At 70.2% G+C, this 22,350-nt stretch carries 23 protein-coding genes; 7 read left to right on the top strand and 16 right to left on the bottom strand.

The features are described from left to right. Positions 1-2 precede the first annotated feature (2 nt). From ACYVIP_RS08055 to ACYVIP_RS08040, 4 genes are all read right to left on the bottom strand, one after another. Positions 3-1,274, bottom strand: coding sequence for a WXG100 family type VII secretion target (locus tag ACYVIP_RS08055; RefSeq protein WP_460393688.1), 1,272 nt, complete (start codon positions 1,272-1,274; stop codon positions 3-5). A 119-nt stretch (positions 1,275-1,393) separates the two neighbouring features. Next, entirely contained in the window at positions 1,394-2,146 is a 753-nt protein-coding gene (locus ACYVIP_RS08050) for an ESX secretion-associated protein EspG (RefSeq protein WP_460393686.1), read from the bottom strand. Between the two features lie 41 nt (positions 2,147-2,187). Beyond that, positions 2,188-3,573, bottom strand: coding sequence for a hypothetical protein (locus ACYVIP_RS08045; protein ID WP_460393684.1), 1,386 nt, complete (start codon positions 3,571-3,573; stop codon positions 2,188-2,190). Positions 3,574-3,604: 31 nt separating this feature from the next. Further along, complete coding sequence (locus ACYVIP_RS08040; protein WP_460393682.1) at positions 3,605-4,738, bottom strand: WXG100 family type VII secretion target; 1,134 nt, start codon at positions 4,736-4,738, stop codon at positions 3,605-3,607. Positions 4,739-4,865: 127 nt separating this feature from the next. Here ACYVIP_RS08040 and ACYVIP_RS08035 point away from each other — a divergent pair, with 127 nt between their 5' ends. The 5 genes from ACYVIP_RS08035 to ACYVIP_RS08015 all read left to right on the top strand — a co-directional run bounded on the left by ACYVIP_RS08035 (position 4,866) and on the right by ACYVIP_RS08015 (position 8,064). Next, positions 4,866-5,546, top strand: a complete 681-nt coding sequence (locus ACYVIP_RS08035) for a metallophosphoesterase family protein (protein ID WP_460393680.1) — start codon at positions 4,866-4,868, stop codon at positions 5,544-5,546. Beyond that, positions 5,536-6,381: a chromosome partitioning protein ParB gene (locus ACYVIP_RS08030; RefSeq protein WP_460393678.1), complete on the top strand. Its 846-nt coding sequence runs from the start codon at positions 5,536-5,538 to the stop codon at positions 6,379-6,381. Before ACYVIP_RS08035 ends, ACYVIP_RS08030 begins: the two co-directional genes overlap by 11 nt. A gap of 98 nt (positions 6,382-6,479) precedes the next feature. Continuing rightward, on the top strand, positions 6,480-6,848 hold the full coding sequence (locus tag ACYVIP_RS08025) for a peptidase inhibitor family I36 protein (protein WP_460393676.1): 369 nt from the start codon (positions 6,480-6,482) through the stop codon (positions 6,846-6,848). Between the two features lie 149 nt (positions 6,849-6,997). Beyond that, positions 6,998-7,165 (top strand): hypothetical protein, encoded by a 168-nt coding sequence (locus ACYVIP_RS08020; RefSeq protein ID WP_460393674.1) that lies wholly within the window; start codon positions 6,998-7,000, stop codon positions 7,163-7,165. Beyond that, positions 7,165-8,064, top strand: a complete 900-nt coding sequence (locus tag ACYVIP_RS08015) for a DMT family transporter (protein WP_460393672.1) — start codon at positions 7,165-7,167, stop codon at positions 8,062-8,064. Before ACYVIP_RS08020 ends, ACYVIP_RS08015 begins: the two co-directional genes overlap by 1 nt. A gap of 50 nt (positions 8,065-8,114) precedes the next feature. Here ACYVIP_RS08015 and ACYVIP_RS08010 read toward each other — a convergent pair whose 3' ends face one another. Together ACYVIP_RS08010 and ACYVIP_RS08005 are read right to left on the bottom strand one after the other, a co-directional pair. Further along, on the bottom strand, positions 8,115-8,345 hold the full coding sequence (locus ACYVIP_RS08010; protein ID WP_460393670.1) for a hypothetical protein: 231 nt from the start codon (positions 8,343-8,345) through the stop codon (positions 8,115-8,117). 78 nt (positions 8,346-8,423) lie between these two features. Continuing rightward, complete coding sequence (locus ACYVIP_RS08005) at positions 8,424-10,268, bottom strand: vWA domain-containing protein (protein ID WP_460393668.1); 1,845 nt, start codon at positions 10,266-10,268, stop codon at positions 8,424-8,426. A 120-nt stretch (positions 10,269-10,388) separates the two neighbouring features. On the opposite strand from ACYVIP_RS08005, the gene ACYVIP_RS08000 reads away from it, so the two are divergent. Further along, positions 10,389-12,134: an AfsR/SARP family transcriptional regulator gene (locus ACYVIP_RS08000; RefSeq protein WP_460393666.1), complete on the top strand. Its 1,746-nt coding sequence runs from the start codon at positions 10,389-10,391 to the stop codon at positions 12,132-12,134. On the opposite strand, the gene ACYVIP_RS07995 is transcribed toward ACYVIP_RS08000, so the two are convergent. The 10 genes from ACYVIP_RS07995 to ACYVIP_RS07950 all read right to left on the bottom strand — a co-directional run bounded on the left by ACYVIP_RS07995 (position 12,122) and on the right by ACYVIP_RS07950 (position 21,801). Beyond that, on the bottom strand, positions 12,122-13,306 hold the full coding sequence (locus ACYVIP_RS07995) for an ABC transporter ATP-binding protein (protein ID WP_460393664.1): 1,185 nt from the start codon (positions 13,304-13,306) through the stop codon (positions 12,122-12,124). The two genes, ACYVIP_RS08000 and ACYVIP_RS07995, sit on opposite strands and share 13 nt — an antisense overlap. A gap of 4 nt (positions 13,307-13,310) precedes the next feature. Next, a complete protein-coding gene (locus ACYVIP_RS07990; RefSeq protein WP_460393662.1) occupies positions 13,311-14,153 on the bottom strand; it encodes a carbohydrate ABC transporter permease in 843 nt (280 codons plus the stop codon). Beyond that, positions 14,153-15,097 (bottom strand): carbohydrate ABC transporter permease, encoded by a 945-nt coding sequence (locus ACYVIP_RS07985; RefSeq protein WP_460393660.1) that lies wholly within the window; start codon positions 15,095-15,097, stop codon positions 14,153-14,155. Before ACYVIP_RS07985 ends, ACYVIP_RS07990 begins: the two co-directional genes overlap by 1 nt. Before the next feature lie 70 nt (positions 15,098-15,167). After that, positions 15,168-16,490: an ABC transporter substrate-binding protein gene (locus tag ACYVIP_RS07980; RefSeq protein WP_460393658.1), complete on the bottom strand. Its 1,323-nt coding sequence runs from the start codon at positions 16,488-16,490 to the stop codon at positions 15,168-15,170. 217 nt (positions 16,491-16,707) lie between these two features. After that, positions 16,708-17,229, bottom strand: coding sequence for a YflT domain-containing protein (locus ACYVIP_RS07975; RefSeq protein ID WP_460393656.1), 522 nt, complete (start codon positions 17,227-17,229; stop codon positions 16,708-16,710). Positions 17,230-17,285: 56 nt separating this feature from the next. Continuing rightward, positions 17,286-18,161, bottom strand: coding sequence for a DUF1444 domain-containing protein (locus tag ACYVIP_RS07970; protein ID WP_460393654.1), 876 nt, complete (start codon positions 18,159-18,161; stop codon positions 17,286-17,288). A 31-nt stretch (positions 18,162-18,192) separates the two neighbouring features. Beyond that, on the bottom strand, positions 18,193-19,389 hold the full coding sequence (locus ACYVIP_RS07965; protein WP_460393652.1) for an acyl-CoA dehydrogenase family protein: 1,197 nt from the start codon (positions 19,387-19,389) through the stop codon (positions 18,193-18,195). A 66-nt stretch (positions 19,390-19,455) separates the two neighbouring features. Beyond that, positions 19,456-19,632 (bottom strand): hypothetical protein, encoded by a 177-nt coding sequence (locus ACYVIP_RS07960; protein WP_460393650.1) that lies wholly within the window; start codon positions 19,630-19,632, stop codon positions 19,456-19,458. 247 nt (positions 19,633-19,879) lie between these two features. Further along, a complete protein-coding gene (locus tag ACYVIP_RS07955) occupies positions 19,880-20,734 on the bottom strand; it encodes an HpcH/HpaI aldolase/citrate lyase family protein (RefSeq protein ID WP_460393648.1) in 855 nt (284 codons plus the stop codon). Further along, positions 20,731-21,801 carry an HpcH/HpaI aldolase/citrate lyase family protein gene (locus tag ACYVIP_RS07950; protein WP_460393730.1) on the bottom strand — a complete coding sequence of 357 codons (1,071 nt, stop codon included), beginning with the start codon at positions 21,799-21,801 and terminating at the stop codon, positions 20,731-20,733. The genes ACYVIP_RS07955 and ACYVIP_RS07950 overlap by 4 nt, the downstream gene beginning before the upstream one ends. Positions 21,802-21,894: 93 nt before the next feature. Here ACYVIP_RS07950 and ACYVIP_RS07945 point away from each other — a divergent pair. Continuing rightward, positions 21,895-22,350: aminoglycoside phosphotransferase family protein (locus ACYVIP_RS07945; protein ID WP_460393646.1), on the top strand; the 456-nt coding region annotated here is incomplete at its 3' end.

The following is a 22,350-nucleotide window of genomic DNA, read 5'->3' as shown; positions in this document are numbered from 1 at the left end:
TCTCAGAGCCCGATGACGGGCGGTGCGGCCTTCAGGTCGGTGGCGAACGGGTCGTCCTCGATCGGCACCCGCCTGCGGTGCTCGCCGTCGCGCTCCTCCTCGCTCCGACCGCCTGGCACACCACCCATGCCGAACCCGCCGCCCCGGTTGAACCGGCCGCGTCCCCGGTAGTCCTTGTCGCCGCCGCCTCGGCCGCCCGCCATCCCCGGCGGAACGCCGCCGACGCCACCGCGGGCGCCCGCGCCGAGACCGCCACGGGCACCGGCGCCGGCCAGCGCACCGGGCCGGGCGCCGCTCATGGCACCCGGTGGCAGCGCGCCGAGGGAGCCGCCGAACCCGCTGAGGCCACCGCCGCCGCCGAGCCCGCTGGTCGCGCCGCCGCCGCCGATCGGGTTGGGCCCGAGACCGGTCAGCGACTGCCAGCGGCCTTCCGGCGACCCGGCGAAGGCGGGGTCGGTCGCGCCGTAGTCCAGATCGGTCTGCCCGCCCGGCCGGGGCAGCAGGCTGCCGCCGACCCCTGGCGGTGAGACCGCGCCCGGCGGCCGGTCGATTCCGGTGCCGGGGTTGGGATTCGGGCCGGTGCCGGGGTTGACGCCGTCGGTCGGCAGGCCGAAGCGGGGGGTCGACTGGTCGATGCCGAGCAGGGCGCCCTCGTAGCGCTGCATGGTCTGCACGGCCTTGCGCTTGAGCTTCTTCTTGCTGCTGCCGAAACCGAACGCGCTGGCGATGCCGCCGAGTGCGGCGCCGAACGCGGCCCCGATCGGGCCGCCGACCATGAACCCGGCCGCCGCGCCGCCGCCGGCGGAGCCGAGCCAGTTGTTCTTCGGCATGCCGGGCATGGTGTCCTGCGCGGAGGTGAGCGCGCCCGCGGCGTCCTGGATGGGGACCGACATCTGCTGGGCGGTGCTGCCGAGTTCGGAGATCCAGGTGACGTTGTTGGTGACCCGTTGCAGGGCGAGGTCGGACGCGTTGCCCGACCAGAACTGCATCAGGGTGGTGAGCGAGCGGCGCAGGTCCTCAGAGGTGCGCACGACGGACTGGCCGTGGCGGCTCCACTCGCCGGCCAACGCGTCGAGCTGTGCGGGATTGGCCCGTTCGGCGACCATTTTGATCAGCGGCTCGAGCCCGTAGCCGTTCCAGTTCACGCCGCCGTTGACGTAGATGTCGGTCTCCTCGCGGCGGCGGCGACGCTCCTGTTCGGCCGCCTGGGCCGCTTGCACGGCTCGGTCCCGTGCCTCCAGCGCTCGCTGGACGAACTGCTCGAACGTGCCCACGCCCAGCTCCCCATGATGATCGATTCCGACCATCCACGGTATCGGACCGAACCGCTGGTTAGGGAGAGCCCTTTGCTCTAATCTCGCCCAAATCGCGGTGAATTTCCAGCGGCAAATGTTCAGGTGCGAAGTGCCCCGGCCATTCGGCGCAGGCCGTTGGACAGGTCGGCCGGATGCATCGGATTGACGCTCAGCCAGCCGTCGTCCTCGGCGGCGAGGAGTTGGTAGCGGCCGAGTTCGGTGTCCAGCCAACGGAGTTCGTCGCCGACGCGACGCCATTCGTTGGCGTTGCCGCCGCGGGTGGCCAGGCCGACCTGGCCGTTGCCGCGTACCGGTTGCAGGTGGGTGACCAGGCGGCGGGCCAGCCGGTCGGTGACGCCGTTGGCGGCGAGCAGTTCGTCCCATTCGGTCGCGGTGAGCTGCCGCCGGGCCCGGAGCTCGGCGTGGATGCGGCGGAAAGTGTTGGCGGGTAAGGAGAACGGGGCGGTGCGGGCGGCGTCGTGGATGGGCACGATGGCGAGCAGGTCGTCCACGGCGTCGTCGAGGGGTAGCTCGGCGAGGTGGACGGCGTGGTCGCCGGTCAGTTGTTGGGTGACGAGCACGGCAAGGTCGCGGCGGGCGAGCAGGACGCCGCCGAGGACGTCGGCGCCGTCGGCGAGCAGCAGGTCGAGGACGAGGGTGCAGTCCTGGAGGAGGTAGGCGAACGCCTCGGCGACGCCGAGGGGGCCGCGTTCGTCGGCCAGGCCGCGGGCGGCGAGCTGTTCACCGGCGGCGCGCAGGACGGCACGGCGCTCGGTGACGGTGGTGCCGGTGGCGGGAATGCGCAGTGGGTAGGGCGGGGTGGAGTTCGCGGCCGTACACAACAGATCCACCTCCGCCACGGTGACGGCGACGGCAGATCGGGTGCTGCTGATCATCGAGACGGTTGGGGTAACGGGGGCGGGAAGATGGCCGGTTCGCCGGCCGCCGGGGCGGGTTCGGCGCGGTGGTGTCCGGGTTGTTGGTCGCCGCCATCAGGGGTGCTGCCATCAGGGGTGCCGCCGGCACGATCGACGGCGGGGTCGACTGCGGGGTCGACTGCGGGGTCGACGGCGGGGTCAGTGGTCTCGCGGTCAGTGCTGGCGCGCTCGTCATCAGCGCGGTGATCGCCGCCGGGGTCGGTATCGCCAGCGGCATCGCCCGCGCCACCAGCAGGACCATCGCTGCCTCGACCGTCACCACTGTCGTGACCGTCACCGGCATGATCGCCACGGTCGCGATCGTCGCGATCCTGGTTGTCGGGAGCATCGCCGCGATCGTGGTCTCCGCCGCGACCGGCGTCCTCACCACCGGGATCGGCACCGGGATCGCCACCGGGATCCTGGTCGTCGGGACCGCCTTCGCCCCGGTCGCCACCGTCACCTTTGCCGTCACCTTTGCCGTCATCCTGGCCATCGCCACCGGGGCCGCCATCGCCACCGGGATCGCCAGGACCGCCACCGTCGCCGGGACCACCGCCGTCCGCGTTGTCGCCGCCATGGCCGTTGTCGCCGTCTTGGCCACTGTTGTCATCGCCACCGGGGTCGCCACCGCCGGAGTCACCTTGGCCGTCGTCGCCGCTCTCGTTGTCGGCGTCGTTCTCGCCGTTGTGGTCTTCGTTGTCGTCTTCGTTGTCGTCGTGGTGGTCGTCGCCGTGACCATCGTGGTCGTCGTCGTGATCGTCGTGGTCGTCGTCATGATCGTCGTGGTCGTGGTGATGGCCGTAGCTGCCGTGGTCGTCGTAGGGGTTGTCATCGCCGTAGCCGGTCGGGCCGCTGGTCGTCAGGGTCGCGACCACCTCCCCCAGCACCCCGGCCACGTCCGGCACGATGCCCTTGTAGGTGGCCCGCGCCTCCTCGTCCATCTCCTCGTAGGACCGGGCGGCCGCCTCCGCGCTCGCCACGAAGTCCTGCATCCGGCGCATGGCCTCCTCGAGCATGCCCCGCAGCCCGACCGTCGAGTTGAGACGGTCGTCGAACTTCTTCGCCAGCTGTTGCCCGACCGGACTGATCCCCAGCTGCGGGGTGAAGTCCACGCCCTGCATCCGCTCCACCTTCAGCCGCACGGTGTCCAAAAAGGACCGTGCGCGGATGACCGCGTCGCCGAACTCCCTGACCTTGTGCGGGTCGATCGCCCAGCCGTAGGACGGCGACGCCACCGCCATGGTCTCCGGCATCGGCGGTGGCGGCTGCTCCGCCAGGGTTTCCGGCATGATCTCCGCGATCGTCTCCGGCACGGCCGCCGGCATCGGCGGCGGGACCGTCGGCTGCTCCTGCTCCATCTACCGCTTCCCCTTGTCCATCAGAGGTCCATCAGAGTCCGATGACCGGTGGCGACGCCTTCTGTCCCGTGTCGAACGGGTCGTCGGCGTCGAAGGGAAACCGTCTGCGATGCGGCTCCGGACCGCCCGTGCCCATACCGGCACCGGCGCCGATCGGCGCCCCGCCCATGTGCCCGCCGTAGGGCATACCGCCGCCGGCGTTGCCGCCGCCGATCACCGCGCCCGACGCCGCGGTCGGCATGCCGCGGCCGGGCATCGCCAGCTCTGGCCGGCCACCGGAGCCCTGCCCGGTCCGGCCGCCGACCGACCCGGTCGGCATCGCGCCGACGCCGATGCCGGCCGACGTGCCGCCGAGACTCCTGCCGGTGAACGGGTCGAAGCCGCCACCGCCACCGCCGAGCCCGCCGCCGGGGTAGGACCCGCTGGAACTCGGGTCGGTCATCCCGGTGAGCACCTGCCACCGCATGTCCACGCCGGTCGTCTGGGTCACCGTGCTGATCCAGACGGCCTCGCCGGGGTCGATCCCGAACCCGCCGTCCGGATCGGGGCGCAGCTCGCTGTCCGGGCCGAGGAATCTCGGCGTGGTCCGGTCGATGCCCACCGCGGCCGTCTCGAAGCGCTGCATGGTCTCCACCGCCACCTGTTTGAGCTCCGCCTGCTCGGCGTGCGCGGCGAACCCGCTGGTCGAGCCGGCCGAGGTCGCGCCGATCGCGGCGGCGACCGGGCTGCCGGTCAGTGCGGCGGCCTCGGCCGCCCCGGCGGGCGCGGCGCCCGGCAGCTCCGGCGGCGGGGTCACCGGCAGCGCGGGCATCGCCGCCTGGGCCGCCTGCAGGGCCCCGGCCGCGTCGTCGATCGGCGTGCCCATCTCGCGGGCGGTGGTGCCGAGGTCGGACACCCACTGGGCGTTGAGCGCGACCACGCTTCTCGCCTTGTTCGCCGACTCGCCGGTCCAGTAGTTCATCAGGTCGTCCAGCGCCTCGGCCAGGTAGTCGGCCGCGTCGACCACGGCGTCACCGGTCGATCGCCAGTCCTGGGCGAGCCGCTCGAGCTGCGCCGGGTTCGCCTGTTCGGCCACCATGGCCACCAGCTCGGCGAGACTGAAGCCCGCCCAGTTGACGCCACCGCTGACGTAGTAGTCACTGGAGTCGCTCGTCTGGCCCACCATTCGTGTCCGCGCTCCCTTATGGATCCCCGACAGTGTTTCTGAGGGTAATCACTGCATGCCGGTAGGGCACTAGTCCGGGGTGTATGCGCTTGCATCCGCACATTTCCGCCGGTCGTACCCTGGCGGTATGCCCAGGGTGCTCACCGTCTCCGACGAGGTGGTCGACTCGCTGTTGACCGACTGGGTCCACCGGCGCGCGGGAGACGTCGACCTGGTGCTGGCCGCCGGTGACCTGCCGTTCGACTACCTGGAACACCTGGCCGACGCGTTGAACCGACCGTGCGTGTTCGTACCAGGCAACCACGACGCCGACCTGTCCGGCTACACCGACACCCGCGGCCTGTCGCTGCGGGCCGGGCTGCCCGTCACCTACCCCGGCCCCACCGGATGGGTGAACGCCGACGGTCGGGTGGTGGACGTCGCCGGCGTGCGGATCGCCGGGCTCGGCGGCTCCATCCGCTACAACGGCGGCCCCAACCAGTGGACCGAGCGCCAGCAGGCCCGCCGCGCTGGCAGGCTGACCAGGGCCGCGACCCGTCGCCGGTGGCGCGACGGCCGTGGGGTGGACGTGCTGCTCACCCACTCCCCGCCGCGCGACCTCGGCGACCGCGACGACCCGGCCCACCGGGGGTTCGCCTGCCTGCGCACCACGATCGAGAAGCTGCGCCCGGCGCTGATGGTGCACGGTCACATCCACCCGCACGGCCAGCCGGTGCCCGACCGGGAACTCGGCGACACGCGCATCCTGAACACCGTCGGACACCGGATCCTGGAGCTACCGAGGAGGGTCGGCACCGATGAACCGTGACACCGGATTCCCCGCGGCGGACGCGGAGAACGACTTCCTGCGGGCACGCCGCCGGCAGGTGCTGTCGCGGCTGGCCGCCTGGATGCGGCGCGCGCCAGACGACGTCAACATCATGCTGCCCTTCGACGAGGTGGTCGCCGCGCTCGGCCGCGCTGGCGAGCGGCGGCTCGGCCTGCAGGTGATCCCGCTGGACTCGATCGTGGGCAGCGTTGACCGCGGCCGGGAGTTCGACCGCCGGTTCCGCCCGACCTCCGGACAGGTCCGGGAACGCTGGCAGCGGCTGGCGCTGGCCCAGCGCCGGGGCGAGTCCGTTCCCCCGATCGAGGTGTACCGGATCGGGGACATGCACTTCGTGCTGGACGGGCACCACCGGGTCTCGGTCGCGCACGCGCAGGGCATGAAGACCATCGACGCCTATGTCACCGAGGTGCTCACCCGGCTGTCCCCCGACGGCGTGCGATACCCGGGCGACCTGCTGGTGAAGGACTACCGCCGGATCTTCCTCGACCGCGTCCCGCTGACCGGCGACGCCCGCAGAGCGATCATGCTGACCGAGCCGGAGGACTACGGCGAACTGGCCGAGACCGTCGAGGCCTGGGGCTTCCGACTCATGCAGGACGAAGGCGAATTCCTCGATCGGGCGACAGTGGCCCACCGTTGGTATGACGAGGAGTTCCGGCCAGTGATCCGCATGCTGCGCCAGGCTGCGCTGATCGACACCCAGACCGAGGCGAAGGCCTACATGTCGGTGGCCTGCGAGCGGTACCGGCTGATCCGCAGCCACCGCTGGGACGACGAGGTGATCAACGCGATCCAGGAGAACAAGCGGCGCTGAGGCCCCTGTGGACAACCGTTTGGGCATCGCCGGACAACCCGCGATGCTCGAACCAGCCGGTCACGAGGACCGGCCAGCCACATCGAAGGGGAAGTCCAATGAGGAACATCGGCAGCCGCCTCGCCGTGCTCGGCACCGTCGTCTCGATGATGATCATCACCGGTCCCGGCCAGGCGAGCGCGACGGACAGCCCGTGTGAGCGCGGCGAGTTCTGCCTGTGGCCGGGCGAGCGGTACACCGGCGACCCACACCGGTTCACGCTGGCGAACACCAATCCCGGGGAGTGCGTGCCGCTGCCGGACACGGTCGACGGGCGCTCCTTCGCCAACCGCACGACCAGACCGGTCACCGTGTACCAGGGGCGCGACTGCGCCACCGAGGGCGAGTTCGACACCTACCCCGGCGGCGGCACGTTCGTACCGACGGCGCCCTACCTGGTCCGCGGGGTGCAGATCTGGCAGAGCTAGCGCCGCGCTGAGGTCGTTCTCAGGTCGGGTGCGGGAATCTGGTGGTGGCTGCGCGCGTTGACCAGGCAGTCGATCAGACGCAGGCGCGACCATCAGGGGAGAGGTGGGCGGGTCCAGTGGCACCCGGAACAAGGCACGTCTTCCCCAGCATGACGATTCCTGGTGTGCTGGACGGGCGGGGCGTCTCGGGTCTCGTCCAGCGCGCGCTGTTCGGGCTTGAGATGCTGATGCTGATGGCGCTCGTGGTGCGCCTGCTGCGGGTGGCCGTCAGCTCCGCACGGGAGAACCGGCAGCCAGCGAGAGTCGAGGCCACCTGATGATTGCGCTCGCCATCACGTTCGCCGTGCTCGGCGCGTTGTGCAGCGCGATCGGTGCCCAGCTCCAACACGGGGCCGTGCGCACCGAGACCAAGGACAAGGATCTCGGCCTGCGCGGCATCGGGCGGCTGGTGCACAACCGCAAGTGGCTGCTCGGGGTGGCCGTGCTGTCCTCGTGCGCGGTGCTGCAGATCCTGGCGCTGGCGCTGGCCCCGGTCACGATCGTGGCCCCGATCGTGGTGCTCGCCCTGCCGGCGGTCGCGGTGCTCAACGCCCGCGCGTCCGGCGTCCGCCTGCACAAGGTGGCCATCGTGGCGATCATCGCGAGCACGCTCGGCGTCGCGGTGTTCGTCGCGCTGGCCTCGGTGCGGGCGAGCGCGACGCGCTTCCCCGACTCGGCGGTGCTGCTGGCCTGCCAGATCGTGGGGGGCGCGGTGGTGCTGTTCGGCGGTATCGGCGCGCTGCGCAGCGGCATCACCCGCTGCGTGATGCTCGCCACCGGCGCGGGCGCGGCCTACGGTCTGGTGTCGATCCTGGTCAGGGACGTGACGTACACGTTCCAGACCGCGGGCTTCGGTGGCGTCTCCCCGCTGTCGGCGACCGCGCTGGTGGTGGCCTTCGCCGTCGGCTCGTGGTTCATCCAGCTCGCCTACGCCAGCGGCCCACCGGACATCGTGGTCGGCTGCCAGACCGTGCTCAGCCCCATGGTCGCCACCGCCATCGCCATCGGCCTGCTGGACGAGACCAGCGACGCGGGCGGCTTCACCGGTCTTGGCCTGGTCGCCGGCGCGCTGGTCGCCGTCCTCGGCGTGGTCCTGCTGGCCCGCCACCACCCCGAGGCCACCTCCCGCGCCACCCCCCACGCCGCCGAACGCCGCCTCTTCCGCAGCCGCACCTGAACCCGCGAGTCCAACGCTCCGGACACGCGAGTCCGACGTTCGCGGCGCCCTCAGCCGCAGCCGTCGGCCAGGCAGGCCGCCGGCGACGCCTCGACCGGGGATGGCGACGGCGGCGGCAGGGGGATCGACGCCGGCGCCGCCGGCCGCCGGTCGTCCGTGGCGAACGCGGCCACCCCACCACCCGCCACCAGCACCAGCGCGACCACCAGCGACCCCATCCTGATCAGCGCCGGCCGGCGGCTGCCCGCCACCCCCGGGTTGACCTCGCCATATCGCGACATGGCTCCTCGCATTCCGAGCACGAATTCAGTTGAAAGTCGAACTACACATCGCCCTTCAGCAGAATCTCGTTACCCGGCTCAGCGATCCCGGGACACATCCCGTCGCCGAAGCACCAGCACGACGAATCCACCGAACAGCACCACCCCGCCAACCATGGCCAACACCCACCACGGGAACGCCGAATCCGCGGCGAGCAGCCCGATATCCGTCGCCGAAACAGTGGCCGACGGTGTCCAGGTTGACGAAACCGATGGCGGCGCACTGGTCGGCACACTCAGTTGCGCATACTCCGGCCCACCGGAATCCGAGCCGCTGACCGTCAGCGCGATCTCGAACGACGGCTGCTCGTCCGGCACCGCCGTCCCCTCTGTCCACACCGGACTCAACTTGACGACCAGGTAGTACCAGCCGTCGTGCGCGGCCCTCGGGTACTTCCCGTCCCGGTTGGCGTAGGAGATCTCCGGCGTGGCAACGGGTTCGATGGCCACCGACGTCCCCGTGTAGTCGGTCGACCGCCACCAGTGCTCACGCATGCCGGCCCTGGCCGGCGAGCGCAGCTCGGTCACCGCGGTCGCCCGCCCCGTCTCGGCGCTGTCGGCGAAGGTGACCTGACAGGCCAGCGACTGTCCCCAGTCCAACCACACCTTGTACACGCTGTACTCGCTGTAGTGAATCCGGTCCAGATAGCGGCCGGTCCCCGGCAACGCCGCCGCGTCGTTGAACGACCCACCACCCCACACGATGTCCTGCCCGGTATCCGGCGGGGAGAACTCCACCGCTTCCTCGGCGGGTGAACCAACCCCGCCCGACGCCGCCGGCTCGACCGCGACGGACAACTCGATATCGTCGGAATCGTTGGTGAGCAGGTTGTCCCAGGTCACCTCGAGATAATGCGGCCCAGCCGGATCGCACCGGGAGTTCTCGACCGCCGTCCACGACAACGACGCCGTTTCCGGGCCGTCATAACTGAACTCCCGAAATCCCTCGTTCTCCGCGCACACCCGTTCCGCACCGTCGAGCAACCGCAGCCCGACGCCGGAATCCCACCGCTCCGAACCAGACTCCACGGTATGCACCACGGTGAACTGTCCGGTCGCCCCCGCCGGCACGTGCACCTGGTAGTAGTTCGGCGTCCGCCGCTCGATCTCGTCGGCGTACTGCCCCGGCACCAGGTACTCGGCATCGGCCATCGACGCCGCGCCGTCGACCGACTCGCCGTCCACCTCGTAGTGGCGCAACGCCCGGTCGGCGATCTCCGGCAGCAGATCCGCCAGCACCTCCGCGTCCGGCGCGTCGTGGTATTCACCACCGGTCTCGGTGGCGATGCACTCCAGCTGCTCGCGCGCCGCCGGGTCGACCTGGAAGCCGATCGCGTGCACCGCGAGCTCCACCCCGGCACCGGCCAGCTCGGCCGCGACCTCGCACGGCGCGGGCGGCGCGCACGTGTCGATCCCGTCGGACACCAGCACGATCGCCCGTGGACCGGAGTCCGGCAGCGCCGCCGCGGCCTCCTCCAGCGAGCGGCCGATCGGCGTGTAGCCGCGCGGCGTGATGCCGGCGATCTGGGCCAGCATCGCCTCCTTGTCCGCCCGGCCGACCGGCGCGAGCACCCGCACGTCCTGGCAGCCGGCCGCCTTCTCCGCCGGCGAGGCGCCCGTCGACGTGCCGTAGGCCGCCAGCCCGACATGGAGGTTCACCGGCAGCCCGTCGACCAGCGTGGTCATCGCGGCCTTGGCGGCGTCCATCTTGGTCCCGCCGGCCGGCAGCCGATCGACCATCGACCCGGACGCGTCGAGGACGAACATCATCGAGCCCTGTACCGCCTCCTCGGCCGGCGGCTGCGCCGCGACCGCCGCCGGTGCCGGCACGGCCATGGCCAGCCAGACCGCGAGCACACCGACGACCAGTCCCCTTCGCCCCATCGTGATCCCCTCCCGCTACGACTACCTGTCGACACCCTCGCTGGCCGCCTCACCGGAGCCGTAGCCGCGCGGTAGCGGGTTGGTAGCGTGCCGAGCGGACACCCGAGAGGAGCGCGCCCGGTGGACTTCCGGATCCTCGGCCCGGTCGAGGTGTGGCACGCCGGCAGCCTGGTCCCGGTCACCGCGCCGATGCAGCGCGCCGTCCTCGCCACGCTCCTGGTCCGTCCAGGCGAGACCGTGTCGGTCGACTCGATCGTCGACCAGCTGTGGGGCCCGCAGCCGCCGCACACCGCGCACGTCACCATCCGCAACTACGTCCAGCGCCTGCGCCGCGTCCTGCCGGCGCCGGTGCTGGAGACCGTCGCGCCCGGCTACCGGCTGACCGTCGAACCCGGTCAGGTGGACGCGACCAGGTTCGCCGCGCTGATCGAGCAGGCCCGCACGGTCGCCTCACCCAACCCGGTCCGCGCCGCCCAGCTGTTCGACGAGGCACTGCGGCTCTGGCGCGGCACACCGCTGGCCGACCTTGGCGACGTGCCGATGCGACTGGTGCACGGGCCCCGGCTGGAGGAGCTGTACCTCGGCGCGCTGGAGGAGAGCTTCGAGGTGCGCCTGCGGCTTGGCTGGCACGCCCGGCTCATCCCGGAGCTGACCGCGCTCACCAACACCTACCCGCTGCGCGAACGGCTGTGCCGCCAGCTGATGATCGCGCTCTACCGTGGCCGCCGCTCGGCCGAGGCGCTGGCGCACTACCAGCGGATCCGCGACCGGATGGTCGACGAACTCGGCGTCGAGCCCGGACCGGAGCTACGCCGGCTGCAGGAGTCGATCCTGCGGGAGGACCTGACGCTGTCGGTCCCGTTCGTCCGGATCAACGCGCCGCCCCAGGCCGAGCGCCCGCCGGCCGAGCCGCCGCCCCGGATCGCCACGTTCACCGGCCGGGAGGCCGAGCTCGCCGAGCTGCGGGAGCGCTGCGCTGGCGCAGGCCCGGTCGTGTGCTTCGTGCACGGACCGGCTGGTGTCGGGAAGTCCACGCTGGCCGCGCGGTTCGCCGCCGAACAACGCGAGCGGTACCCGGACGGGACGCTGTACGTCGATCTCGCCGGCAACCGGCCGGGCGCGACCCCGGCGAGCCCGTCGGCCGTGCTGACCGCGCTGCTCGGCGAGCCGGAGCCGGTCAGGTGGGGTGGGGACGCCGGTGTGGCGGTGCGGACCTTCCGGGCGCGGTTGCGGGGGCGGCGGGTGCTCGTGGTGCTGGACAACGCGACCAACGCCTCCCAGGTGCTGCCGGTGATCCCCGACGAACCGGGATGCGCGGCGATCGTGACCAGCAGACGGCCGATCGCCGGGCCGGACGGGACCGTGCATGTGCACGTGGACTCGTTGGCCACCACCGAAGCCGTCGAGCTGCTCGGCCGGATCGCCGACCCGCGCAAGGTGACCGCCGAGCCAACGGCGGCCACCGAGCTGGCGGAGCTGTGCGCGCACAACCCGCTCGCGCTACGGGTGCTCGCCACACGCGCGGCGGCCAGGCCACACTGGCCGCTCAGTGCCTGGGTCGAGCGGCTCGCCGATCCGGGCAACCGGGTCGCCGAGCTGTCCGAGGTGGTGGCGAGCCTGCGGGTCAGCGTCGAGCAGCTGGCCAGCAGCGGCAAGGAGACCGAGCAGGCGGCCGCCGCGCTGGTGGCGCGCCTGCCAGCGGCCGGCGAGCTGACGCCGGCCGGGCTGGCGCAGCTGACCGGATGGCCGCAACCCCTTGTCACCCAAGCACTCGAGGAGCTCGTGGACGCGCAGTTGTTGTACAGCCTGACTCCGGGCAGCTACGCCAGCTACGGCCTGACGACCCTGCTGAGCTACTCGGCGTAGGTCAGGTTGCGGCCGTTCGACGGGTCGAACAGCTGCACCTTGTCCGAGTCGAACCACACGTCCAGCGGCTCCCCCTCGCGTGCGCCCGAGGTGGCCGACAGCCGGGTGACCAGCTGGGAGCCGGACGCGCCGGTGTCGGCGGTGCCGGCGTCGGCGGCCAACTCGTCGAGTTCGCTACTGGTCGCGGACGCGCCCTCCACGGTGAAGTACGCGTACTTGTCCGAGCCCATCGACTCCAGCACGTCCACCGTCGCGGTGAACGTGCTGCCGGCCTCGGACGCGTGCGCGGCGTCCATCAGCGCCGCGTCCTCGAAGTGCTCCGGCCGGATGCCGGCGATCAGCTCGCGGGGCGCATTCGCCTGCTCCGCGAGCCGCAGCACCCGGTCGGACAGCTTCACCGGGCCGAGCGCGGTGGCCAGCTGGCCCTCCTCCAGCGTGCCGGACATGAAGTTCATCGCCGGGGAGCCGATGAAGCCGGCGACGAACAGGTTCACCGGGTTGTCGTAGAGGAACTGCGGCGAGCCGATCTGTTGCACCAGACCGCCACGCAGCACCACGACCCGGTCGCCGAGGGTCATCGCCTCGGTCTGGTCGTGCGTGACGTAGACCGTGGTGGTGGCCAACTGCTTCTGCAGCTTGGACACCGACGTGCGCATCTGCACCCGCAGTTTTGCGTCCAGGTTGGACAGTGGTTCGTCCATCAGGAACGCCTTGGGGTTACGCACGATCGCCCGGCCCATGGCCACCCGCTGCCGCTGCCCACCGGACAGGTTCGCCGGCTTGCGGTCGAGATGCTGGGTCAGGTCGAGGATCCGCGCCGCCTCGTCGACCTTCTGCTTCACCGTCGCGTCGTCCACTTTGGCCAGTCGCAGCGGGAAGGCCATGTTCTCCCGCACGCTCATGTGCGGGTAGAGCGCGTAGGACTGGAACACCATCGCGATGTCCCGGTCCTTCGGCGCCTTCTCGTTCACCCGCTGACCGTCGATGCGCAGCTCGCCGGAGGAGATGTCCTCCAGGCCGGCGATCATGTTGAGCAACGTGGACTTCCCGCAGCCGGAAGGTCCGACGAGGATGATGAACTCCCCGTCCGCGATCTGGAGGTCCGCCTCGGACACCGCGAGGGCACCGTCTGGGTACCGCTTGGTCACCTTGTCAAGGACGATCTCTGCCATTTACCTAGCCCTTCACGGCACCGGACGTCAGCCCCGCCACGATGCGGCGCTGGAAGAACAACACGAACACGATGATCGGGATGGTGATCACCACGGCGGCCGCGGAGATCGTCCCGGTCGGCGCCTCGAACTGGGAGGCACCGGTGAAGAACGACAATGCCGCCGGCACCGTCCGCGACGCCTCGGTCGAGGTCAGCGAGATGGCGAACAGGAAGTCGTTCCAGCAGAAGATGAACACCAGGATCGCGGTGGTGAACACACCCGGCGCGGCCAGCGGCGCGATGACCCGGCGGAACGCCTGCGCCGGCGTCGCACCGTCCATCTTGGCCGCTTTCTCCAGCTCCCACGGGATCTCGCGGAAGAACGCCGACAGCGTGTAGATCGCCAGCGGCAGCGCGAAGGTGATGTAGGGCAGGATCAGGCCAGGCCAGGTGTCGAACAACCCGAGCTGGCGCTCCATCTCGAACAGCGGGGAGACCAGCGACACCTGCGGGAACATCGCGATCAACAACGAAGCGCCGACCAACAACTGCTTGCCGGGAAAGTCCAGCCTGGCGATCGCGTAGGCGGCCATCGTGCCGAGCACCACCGCGATCAACGTGGCGATCAGCGCGATGCCGATCGAGTTGACCAGTGCGCGGACGAACTCGTTGGTGGTGAAGATGTCCTTGTAGTTCTGCCAGGTCCACGCGCTCGGGAAGAAGCTCTTGTCCGTCTGGGCCTCCACCGTCTTGAACGACAGCGAGACCGTCCACAGCACCGGGATCAACGCGTAGGCGACGATCGCGATGTCCACAATGGTCCACCGCACCTTGCGGCTGGTGGTACTTCCACCGATGACGGCCATCAGCGCTTTCCTCCAGGATCGTTACCGGGCGCGGAGGCACCGAAGAGCTTGATGAACACGAACGCGATGATGGCCACCGCGATGAAGATCAGCACCGACATCGTCGAGCCGATCCCCAGGTTCAACCCCTTGATCAGGTTGTTGTAGGTCTGCATCGACACCGACGACGTGTCGTTCGCGCCCTTGGTGAGCACGAAGATGTTGTCGAAGATGCGGAACGCGTCCAGCGTGCGGAACAGCAGCGCCACCAGGATCGCCGGCTTCATCACCGGCACGATCACCTTGGTGAACCGCTGCCACCCGTTGGCGCCGTCCATCGACGCGGCCTTGAGCAGGTCGTCGGGCACCAGCGCGAGCCCGGCCATCAGCAACAGCGCCATGAACGGCGTCGTCTTCCACACCTCGGCCAGGATGACGATCAGCAGCGACGGGATCTGCTGGGTCAGCGGTGCCTCCGCGCCGACCAGATCGGCGAGGTAGCCGGTGTCGGTGTTCCACGCGTAGAACCAGGAGAACGCCGCCACCACGGTCACGATGCCGTACGGGATAAGGGAAACCGTACGGATCAACCCGCGACCGACCAGCGTGCGGTGCATCGCCAGCGCCAGCAGCATGCCGAGCACCAGCTCGATCACCACGGACACCACGGTGATCAACGTGGTGACGCCGAAGGCGGTCCACCAGTAGCCGTCGGACAGCACCGCGATGTAGTTGTCCAGCCCGACGAACTGGCGCTCGTCGGGGAACCGCAGATCGTAGCGCTGCAACGACAACCACACCGAGTAGATGATCGGCCAGCCGGTGACCGCGAGCATCACGAACGCGGCCGGCGCGCAGAGCAGCCAGCCGAGTCTGCGCTCGGCCCGCTTGCCCTCGCTCAGTACCGGCTTCTCCTTACCCCGCTTGGGTTCGGCCACCGGCGGACTGTCCACAACGTGACTCACGACTCCTCCTCGCAGGCTCGGAGAAGCCGCTCGCGGTGACGCTGTGACATTGGTTCGCTCGCAAGCTCGCTCACGGCAGCACTCCCTTCGACTCGAGTGCTTTCTGCAGACCCGCACGCAGTTCCTCGGCCGTCGCCGGTGGATCGATGTCCGCCGGCGGGGAGAGCACCTTCGACGTGATGGTGGACAGGTTCTGGTACACCACGGTGAGCGGGCGCACCGCCGCGTCCTGGAGCTCCTCCAGGATCACGTCGCGCATCGGGTACGCGGTCACCATGCTCGGGTTGGTCTCCGCGTTCTCCGGCTGCGACGGGTCAAGCGGCCGCTCGTCGGTGTAGAGCGACTCGATGGTCGGCGGCACCCCGTCGCGAATCGCGGAGAACTTCTGCGACTCCTGGCTGCGCAGGCACAACGCCGCCTCGAACGCCTCCGGCTTGCGCTCGGAGTAGGCGCTGACCGCGAGGTTGTACCCGCCGACGGTCACCCGTGCCGGCCCGTCGACCCCGGGATAGCGCGCCCAGCCGAGGTGCTCGGCCCGCTCCGGGTTCGCCGCCCCGATGGCCGCGTAGACGTAGGGCCAGTTGAGCTCGAACGCGGAGTTGCTGTCCGGCGCCTCGAACGCCTGCTGGACCTGCTGTTCCTGCGCGTTGGTCAGCGAGGGATCGGTGATGCCCGAGCTCGCGACCTCCTTGAGGATCTCCAACGCCTCGACCGCGCCCTCGTCCATGACGACCTCGGAGCCGTCGTCGCTGAGGATCTGCCCGCCCGCGGAGGCGACCAGCGTGTTGTAGGTGACCACCAGGCCCTCGTACTGCGCGCCGGTGAACAGGATCTCGTAGGGCTTGCCGGCCGCCTTGAGCTCCTTGGCCTTGTCGATCATCTCGCGCCAGGTCTCCGGCGGCTGCGGGGTGACCCGCTTGTCGTACCAGAGCAACTGCACGTTGGTGTTCTTGGTCGCCGCGTAGAGCCGGTCGTTCCACATCGCGGTCGCCAGCGGGCCTTCCAAAACCCCGGCCGTGGCGTCCGACTTGTTCTCCCCGGTCCATTCCTCGAGCCAGTTGGCCTCGGCGAACTCGGGCACCCAGGTCACGTCCAGCCCGAGGATGTCCAGGTCGGTGTCGCCCGCGGCCAACCGGCGGACCATCTGCTCACGCTGGCCGTCGGCCTCCCGCGGCAGTTTTCGGTAGACCAGTTCGTAGCGCCCGTTCGCCTGCTCGTTGCAGGTGTCGATAACGCTCTGGAAATTCTCTTCTGGCGCGTAGTACACGTTGATCTGGTTACCGCCATCGGACCCACAGGCCGCGATAGTCGGTGCGGCGACGAGCGCGGCACAGGTCGCGGCGACGGCACGCCACCGCACCGCGCCCCGGCCACCCGCCCGGGTACTGCCCATCAGAATCCTGCCTTCCCTCCCGTCGACACGGGAGGTCCCAGGCTGGAACCGCCTAGCGCGCGGCCGTTACCCAGCACCTCGACGTGCCTCGGGAACGCGTGTGTAACGCCACACCTGATGCGTCGGTGCACTGAACCTAGGCCTGTTGATCACGAGCCGCAAGCCAGCTGTACAACGGTTCGGACAAGGGTGGTAACGCCTTGAGACAGCTTGGAAATCAGTCGACCATCGGTCGCATGGCCAGTTTGGCCAACAGGTCACGGCCCTTCTCGGCGTTGCGCGGTTGGACCAGCACGTCGTACCGGCCGGCGACGAGCTGGCTGGCCGAGGCGATCTCCCGACCGGAACTGCGCGTCGTGGCATAGCCGACCGCGGCGAACACCAGACCGAAGACCACCCCGGCGGACAACCCGACGAGAATCGGGGCGAAGGACATCGGCGCCGGGTTGAACAGCCCGAGCAGCAGCCCGACGAACAGGCCGAACCACGCGCCGGACAGCGCGCCGGTGCCGAGCACCTTCGGCCAGCTCAGCCGGCCGATCACCCGCTCGACCAGCATCAGGTCGACGCCGACGATGGTGACCTCCTGCACCGGGAACTCGTTGCCGGCCAGGTACTCGACCGCCTTGTGGGCTTCTTTGTACGTGCTGTATGACCCGATCGGCCACCCAGACGGCGGCGTCGGCACCTTGGGAAGGTTCTGATTCCCTCGTCCCGCGCCGGAGAACGCACCGGTCACCGTTGCTCACCTCGTTCAGCAGTTGACACCATCCTGCCAAGAGCACGGCAGTGGTGCTATTCCCACTCGCGGTCCACCTCGTAGAGCGTGTCCGCGAACTCGCTCGAGTAATAGGTGATCACATCATCGCCGTCGTGGTGGGCGACCGACTCGAGCCCACCCACCGGCAACGGTCGCCACCAGTACACCCTCGGGCTGATCCCGAACGGGTTCTCGGCGTACCACTCACCGGCGATCCGGCCGATCTCGGCGACCGCCCTGGTCGTCTGCTCCCGGTCGCGGATGACGTGGAAGATCAGCTGGTCCCGCGCCGGCATCGCGACCAGCGCACCGTTGGGCACCTCGGTCAGCCCGGTCAACGCCTCGATCACCCACGGGATGACCAGCACCAGCGAGCCGACGTACTCCGAGCCCTGCAGCACGTAGACGTCGTCGCCCTCGAGGTAGCGCTCCGGCAGCTCCCGGCACAGGTTCTCCATGCCCGCCTCGTACAGCCGATCGAACCCGTGCCGGGCCACGTGCTCGTCGGTGAGGTTCATGATGGCGTCGGGCAGGTCGAAGGCGAACTGCGTCACCAGGCCGGGCACGAGCTCCTCGACGTAGTCGGGCAGCTGGTAGGTCGGGCCGGGGTGCTCCATCAGCCGCACGTAGATCCGGCCGAGCAGCTCCTCGGTCGGCCCGGACAGCTCCGGCGGCTCGGTGGCCCCCAACGCCAGGATCCGCTCGAGGTACTGGTCGACCACCTCCGGCCACTGCCCCTCCGGGGCGTCGGCCACCAGCAGCGACAGTGATCCGAAGCCGAGCACGAGCTGTTCGGGGTGCAGGACCTCGACATGGTCCTCCTGCACCTCGATCCGCATGCCGATGAACGCGGGGCTGCGGCGAACCAGGCGACGCAGCCGCTCCTGCTGCGGGGCCGTCAGTTGATCCATCGGCCAGACGGTACAGGCGGGAGACGCAGCCTCAGCCCTTTGATCGATATTCCCGCAGCAGGCCCCGGCTGATGATGGTCTTCTGGATCTCGCTGGTGCCCTCGCCGATCAACAGGAACGGGGCCTCGCGCATCAGGCGCTCGATCTCGTACTCCTTGGAGTAGCCGTAGCCGCCGTGGATGCGGAAGCTCTCCTGGGTCACCTCGGCGCAGTACTCCGAGGCGATCAGCTTGGCCATGCCGGCCTCGACGTCGTTGCGGGCGCCGGAGTCCTTGAGCCGGGCGGCGTTGACCATCATCAGGTGGGCCGCCTCGACCTTGGTCGCCATCTCCGCGAGCTTGAACGCGATCGCCTGGTGCTCGGCGATGGGCTTGCCGAAGGTGCTGCGCTTCTGCGCGTAGTCCACGGCCAGCTCGAACGCGCGGATCGCGATGCCGCAGGCCCTGGCGGCCACGTTCACCCGGCCGACCTCGACGCCGTCCATCATCTGCGCGAAGCCCTTGCCCGGGGTCTGGCCGAGGACCGCGCTGGCCGGCACGCGGTAGCCGTCGAACACCGCCTCGGTGGTGTCCACGCCCTTGTAGCCCATTTTGTCGATCTTGCCGGGGATGGTCAGGCCCTTGGCGACCTCGCCGAACCCGGTCGGCTTCGACACCAGGAACGCGGTCAGATTCTGGTGGGGCCTGCTCGCGCCCTCGTCGGTGCGCACCAGCAGGGCGACCAGGTTGGAGCTGGCGCCGTTGGTGAGCCACATCTTCGCGCCGTCGATCACGTACTCGTCGCCGTCGCGCCTGGCCCTGGTCCTGATCGCCGCGACGTCGGAGCCCAGATCGGGCTCGGACATCGAGAAGCTGCCGCGCACCTCACCGGTGGCCATCCTCGGCAGCAGGTCGCGCCTCTGCTCCTCGGTGCCGTGGTGGCGGACCATGTGCGCCACGATGAAGTGGGTGTTGATCACGCCGGAGACGCTCATCCAGCCGCGGGCGATCTGCTCGACCACCAGCGCGTAGGTGAGCAGGGACTCGCCGAGCCCGCCGTACTCCTCCGGGATGGTGAGCCCGAACAGGCCCATCTCCTTCATCCCGTCGACGATGTCCTGGGGGTAGACGTCGCCGTGTTCGAGTTCCTGGGCGTGCGGAATGATCTCCTTGTCGACGAAATCCCGCACGGTCGCGAGGATCTCCTGCTGCACGTCGGTCAGTCCGGCGGTCTGAGCTAGGCGGGCCATGCCGGCCAGTATCGCTCGGTTAACGCTCGTTCGCGTCGGGGAAGTGCGCAGGGCCACGTTCCCAGCTCAGCCGACGCGGACCTGCACCCTGGTCCCGCAGCCGCGGCAGTCGTCGGCGAGCACGTACACGTCCTGACCGCAGCGGTTGCAGGCCTGGAAGCTCCGCTCGAACAGGTCGTCGTCGCGGGTGGCGCGGCCGAACAGACCTCTTCGGCCCTCCTTGATCACTCGGTGCTTTCCCATGCCCAACACTCTCACCTGCGAGCGGGTTCCGCAGGAAGAGCGGACCGTTATCTGTGCGTTATATCACCGCAACCTTCGACGCTCTGTGACGTCGGACTGGCGGATCGTGTCGAAAACTACTGAACGTGATTCGGACATCGCGGAACGGGCGTATCCGGTTCTTAAGTTTCTCCTGGACTTCGCGTGTTTCCGCTACCGAGACAGCTCGCCGCCCAGAGCCCGACGGTCACGCTCTGTTCTGAGTTTTTCAGCCGAGTTTCGCGACGGCCGCCGCGAGCGCGAGCACCCGGCGGGCGTTGTCCACGTGCAGGTTCTCGATCAGGCGACCGTCGACCGTGGCCACCCCGCGACCGGCGGCGCACGCCTCGTCGAACGCCGCGATCACCCGGCCGGCGTGCTCGATGTCCTGTTCGGACGGTGCGAACACCCGGTTGCACGGCTCGATCTGGTCCGGGTGCACCAGTGTCTTGCCGTCGAAGCCGAACTGCTTGCCCTGCAGGCATTCCTCGGCGAACCCGGCGGCGTCGCGGACGTCGTTGTACACCCCGTCGAGGATCACCCGGCCGGTCGCCCGCGCCGCGAGCACACACATCGACAGCGGGCCAAGCAGCGGGCCCCGGCCGGGCACCTGGTCGGCGAGCAGTTCCTTGGCCAGGTCGTTGGTGCCGAGCACCAGCACGGTCAGCCGCTCGCTGGCCGCGGCGATCTCCGCGCAGCGCAGCACCGCGACCGGGGTCTCGATCATCGCCCAGATCTTCGTGTGGTCGGGCGCGGCGGCCAGCGCGCGCTCGATCGCGTGCACCTCGGCCGCCGAGTCGACCTTGGGCACGACCACCGCGTCCGGACCGGCCGCCGCGACGGCGGCCAGGTCGTCGGCGTGCCAGGGCGTGCCCTTGCCGTTGACCCGGATCGTGACCTCGCGGTCGCCGTAGTCGCCGGCGGCGACCGCGGCACAGACCCGCTCGCGGGCGGCCGGCTTGGCGGCCGGGGCGACCGCGTCCTCCAGGTCGAGGATCAGCGCGTCGGCCGGCAGCGTGCGCGCCTTCTCCAGCGCACGCTCGTTGGCTCCCGGCATGTACAGCACCGAGCGGCGGGGCCTCACGCGCGCGCCTGCCGGTAGGTCTCCTGGTATGCGCTGGCCAGTTCCGGGTCGCGGGCGGCCAGGTCGTCGGCCAGCGAGGCGATCACCTGGCACTGCTTGACCGTCGCGTCGTCCTGCATCTTGCCGTCGAGCATGACCGCGCCGGTGCCGTCACCCATCGCGGCGATCACCCGACGGGCCCAGGCGACCTCGTCCGGTGACGGCGAGAAGACCTTCTTGGCGATCGCGATCTGCGCCGGGTGCAGGCTCCACGCGCCGACACAGCCGAGCAGGTAGGCGTTGCGGAACTGGTCCTCGCAGCCGACGACGTCACGGATGTCGCCGAACGGGCCGTAGTAGGGCAGGATGCCGGCCGCGACGCAGGCGTCGACCATGCGCGCGACGGTGTAGTGCCACAGATCCTGCTGATAGGTGACCCGACCCTCGTTCAGGTCATCTCCAGTCGGATCCGATCGCACCAGGTAACCGGGATGGCCGCCGCCGACCCGGGTGGTCTTCATCCGCCGGCTCGCGGCGAGGTCGGCCGGGCCGAGCGAGATGCCCTGCAGCCGCGGGCTCGCCAGCGCGATCTCCTCGACCCTGGCCACGCCGGCGGCGGTCTCCAGGATCGCGTGCACCAGCACCGGGCGGTCCAGGCCGGCGCGGGCCTCGAGTTGGGCCAGCAGCCGGTCGACGTAGTGGATGTCCTCCGGGCCGTCGACCTTGGGCACCATGATCACGTCCAGCCGGTCGCCGATCTCGGTGACCAGGGTGATCAGGTCGTCGAGCACCCACGGGGAGTCCAGGCTGTTGACCCTGGTCCACAGCTGGGTGTCGGCGAAGTCGACCTCGCGCCCGATCCGCACCAGCCCGGCGCGCGCGGCCTCCTTGCGGTCGGCGGCGACCGCGTCCTCCAGGTTGCCGAGCAACACGTCGGCCGTGCCGACCATGCCGGGGACCTTGGCGGCCATCTTCTCGTTGCCCGGGTCGAAGAAGTGGATCATCCGGGAGGGCCGGGACGGGATCTGCCGGACCGGCTCCGGCGCGCCGACCGCCAACGGGCGGAAGAAGTCCCTCGGTGACCGCATCTCCATGCCTCCAACCACGTGCTACCTGCGGCTCACCCTAGGGCGCTGGTGGGCCACACGCGGCGCTCATGTCACCAAGGCCACCCTGACGGCATGTCGATCACCGTGCCCCGCCGGTTCGCCGACCGGCTGACCGACGGCCTCGGCGAACCGGCCAGGCGCTGGGTTGCCGGGCTGCCCGCGCTCGCCGAGGAGTTCCTGGCCCGCTGGGCGCTGCGCCCCGACGGCGAGCCGTGGCACGGGTTCACCGCGCTCGTACTGCCGGTGCGCCGGACCGACGGCACCAGGGCGGTGCTCAAACTGATGTGCCCCAACGAGGAGGGCGCGCACGAGGCCCTCGCACTGTCCATTTGGGACGGCGTGGGCGCGGTCCGGTTACTCGCGCACGACGAACAGGCGTGGGTGCTGTTGCTGGAACGGCTGGACGACACCCGCAGCCTGCGCGACGAGCCGCTGGACGAGGCGGTCGCCGTGCTCGCCGGCTTCGTGCGCAGGCTGGACGTGCCGGCCCCGCCCGAGGTGCGCACGCTGCGCGCGCTGGCCGCGCGC

This window comes from Actinophytocola sediminis (genome assembly GCF_054779715.1).
This window is presented reverse-complemented; position numbering and strand designations above follow the sequence as displayed.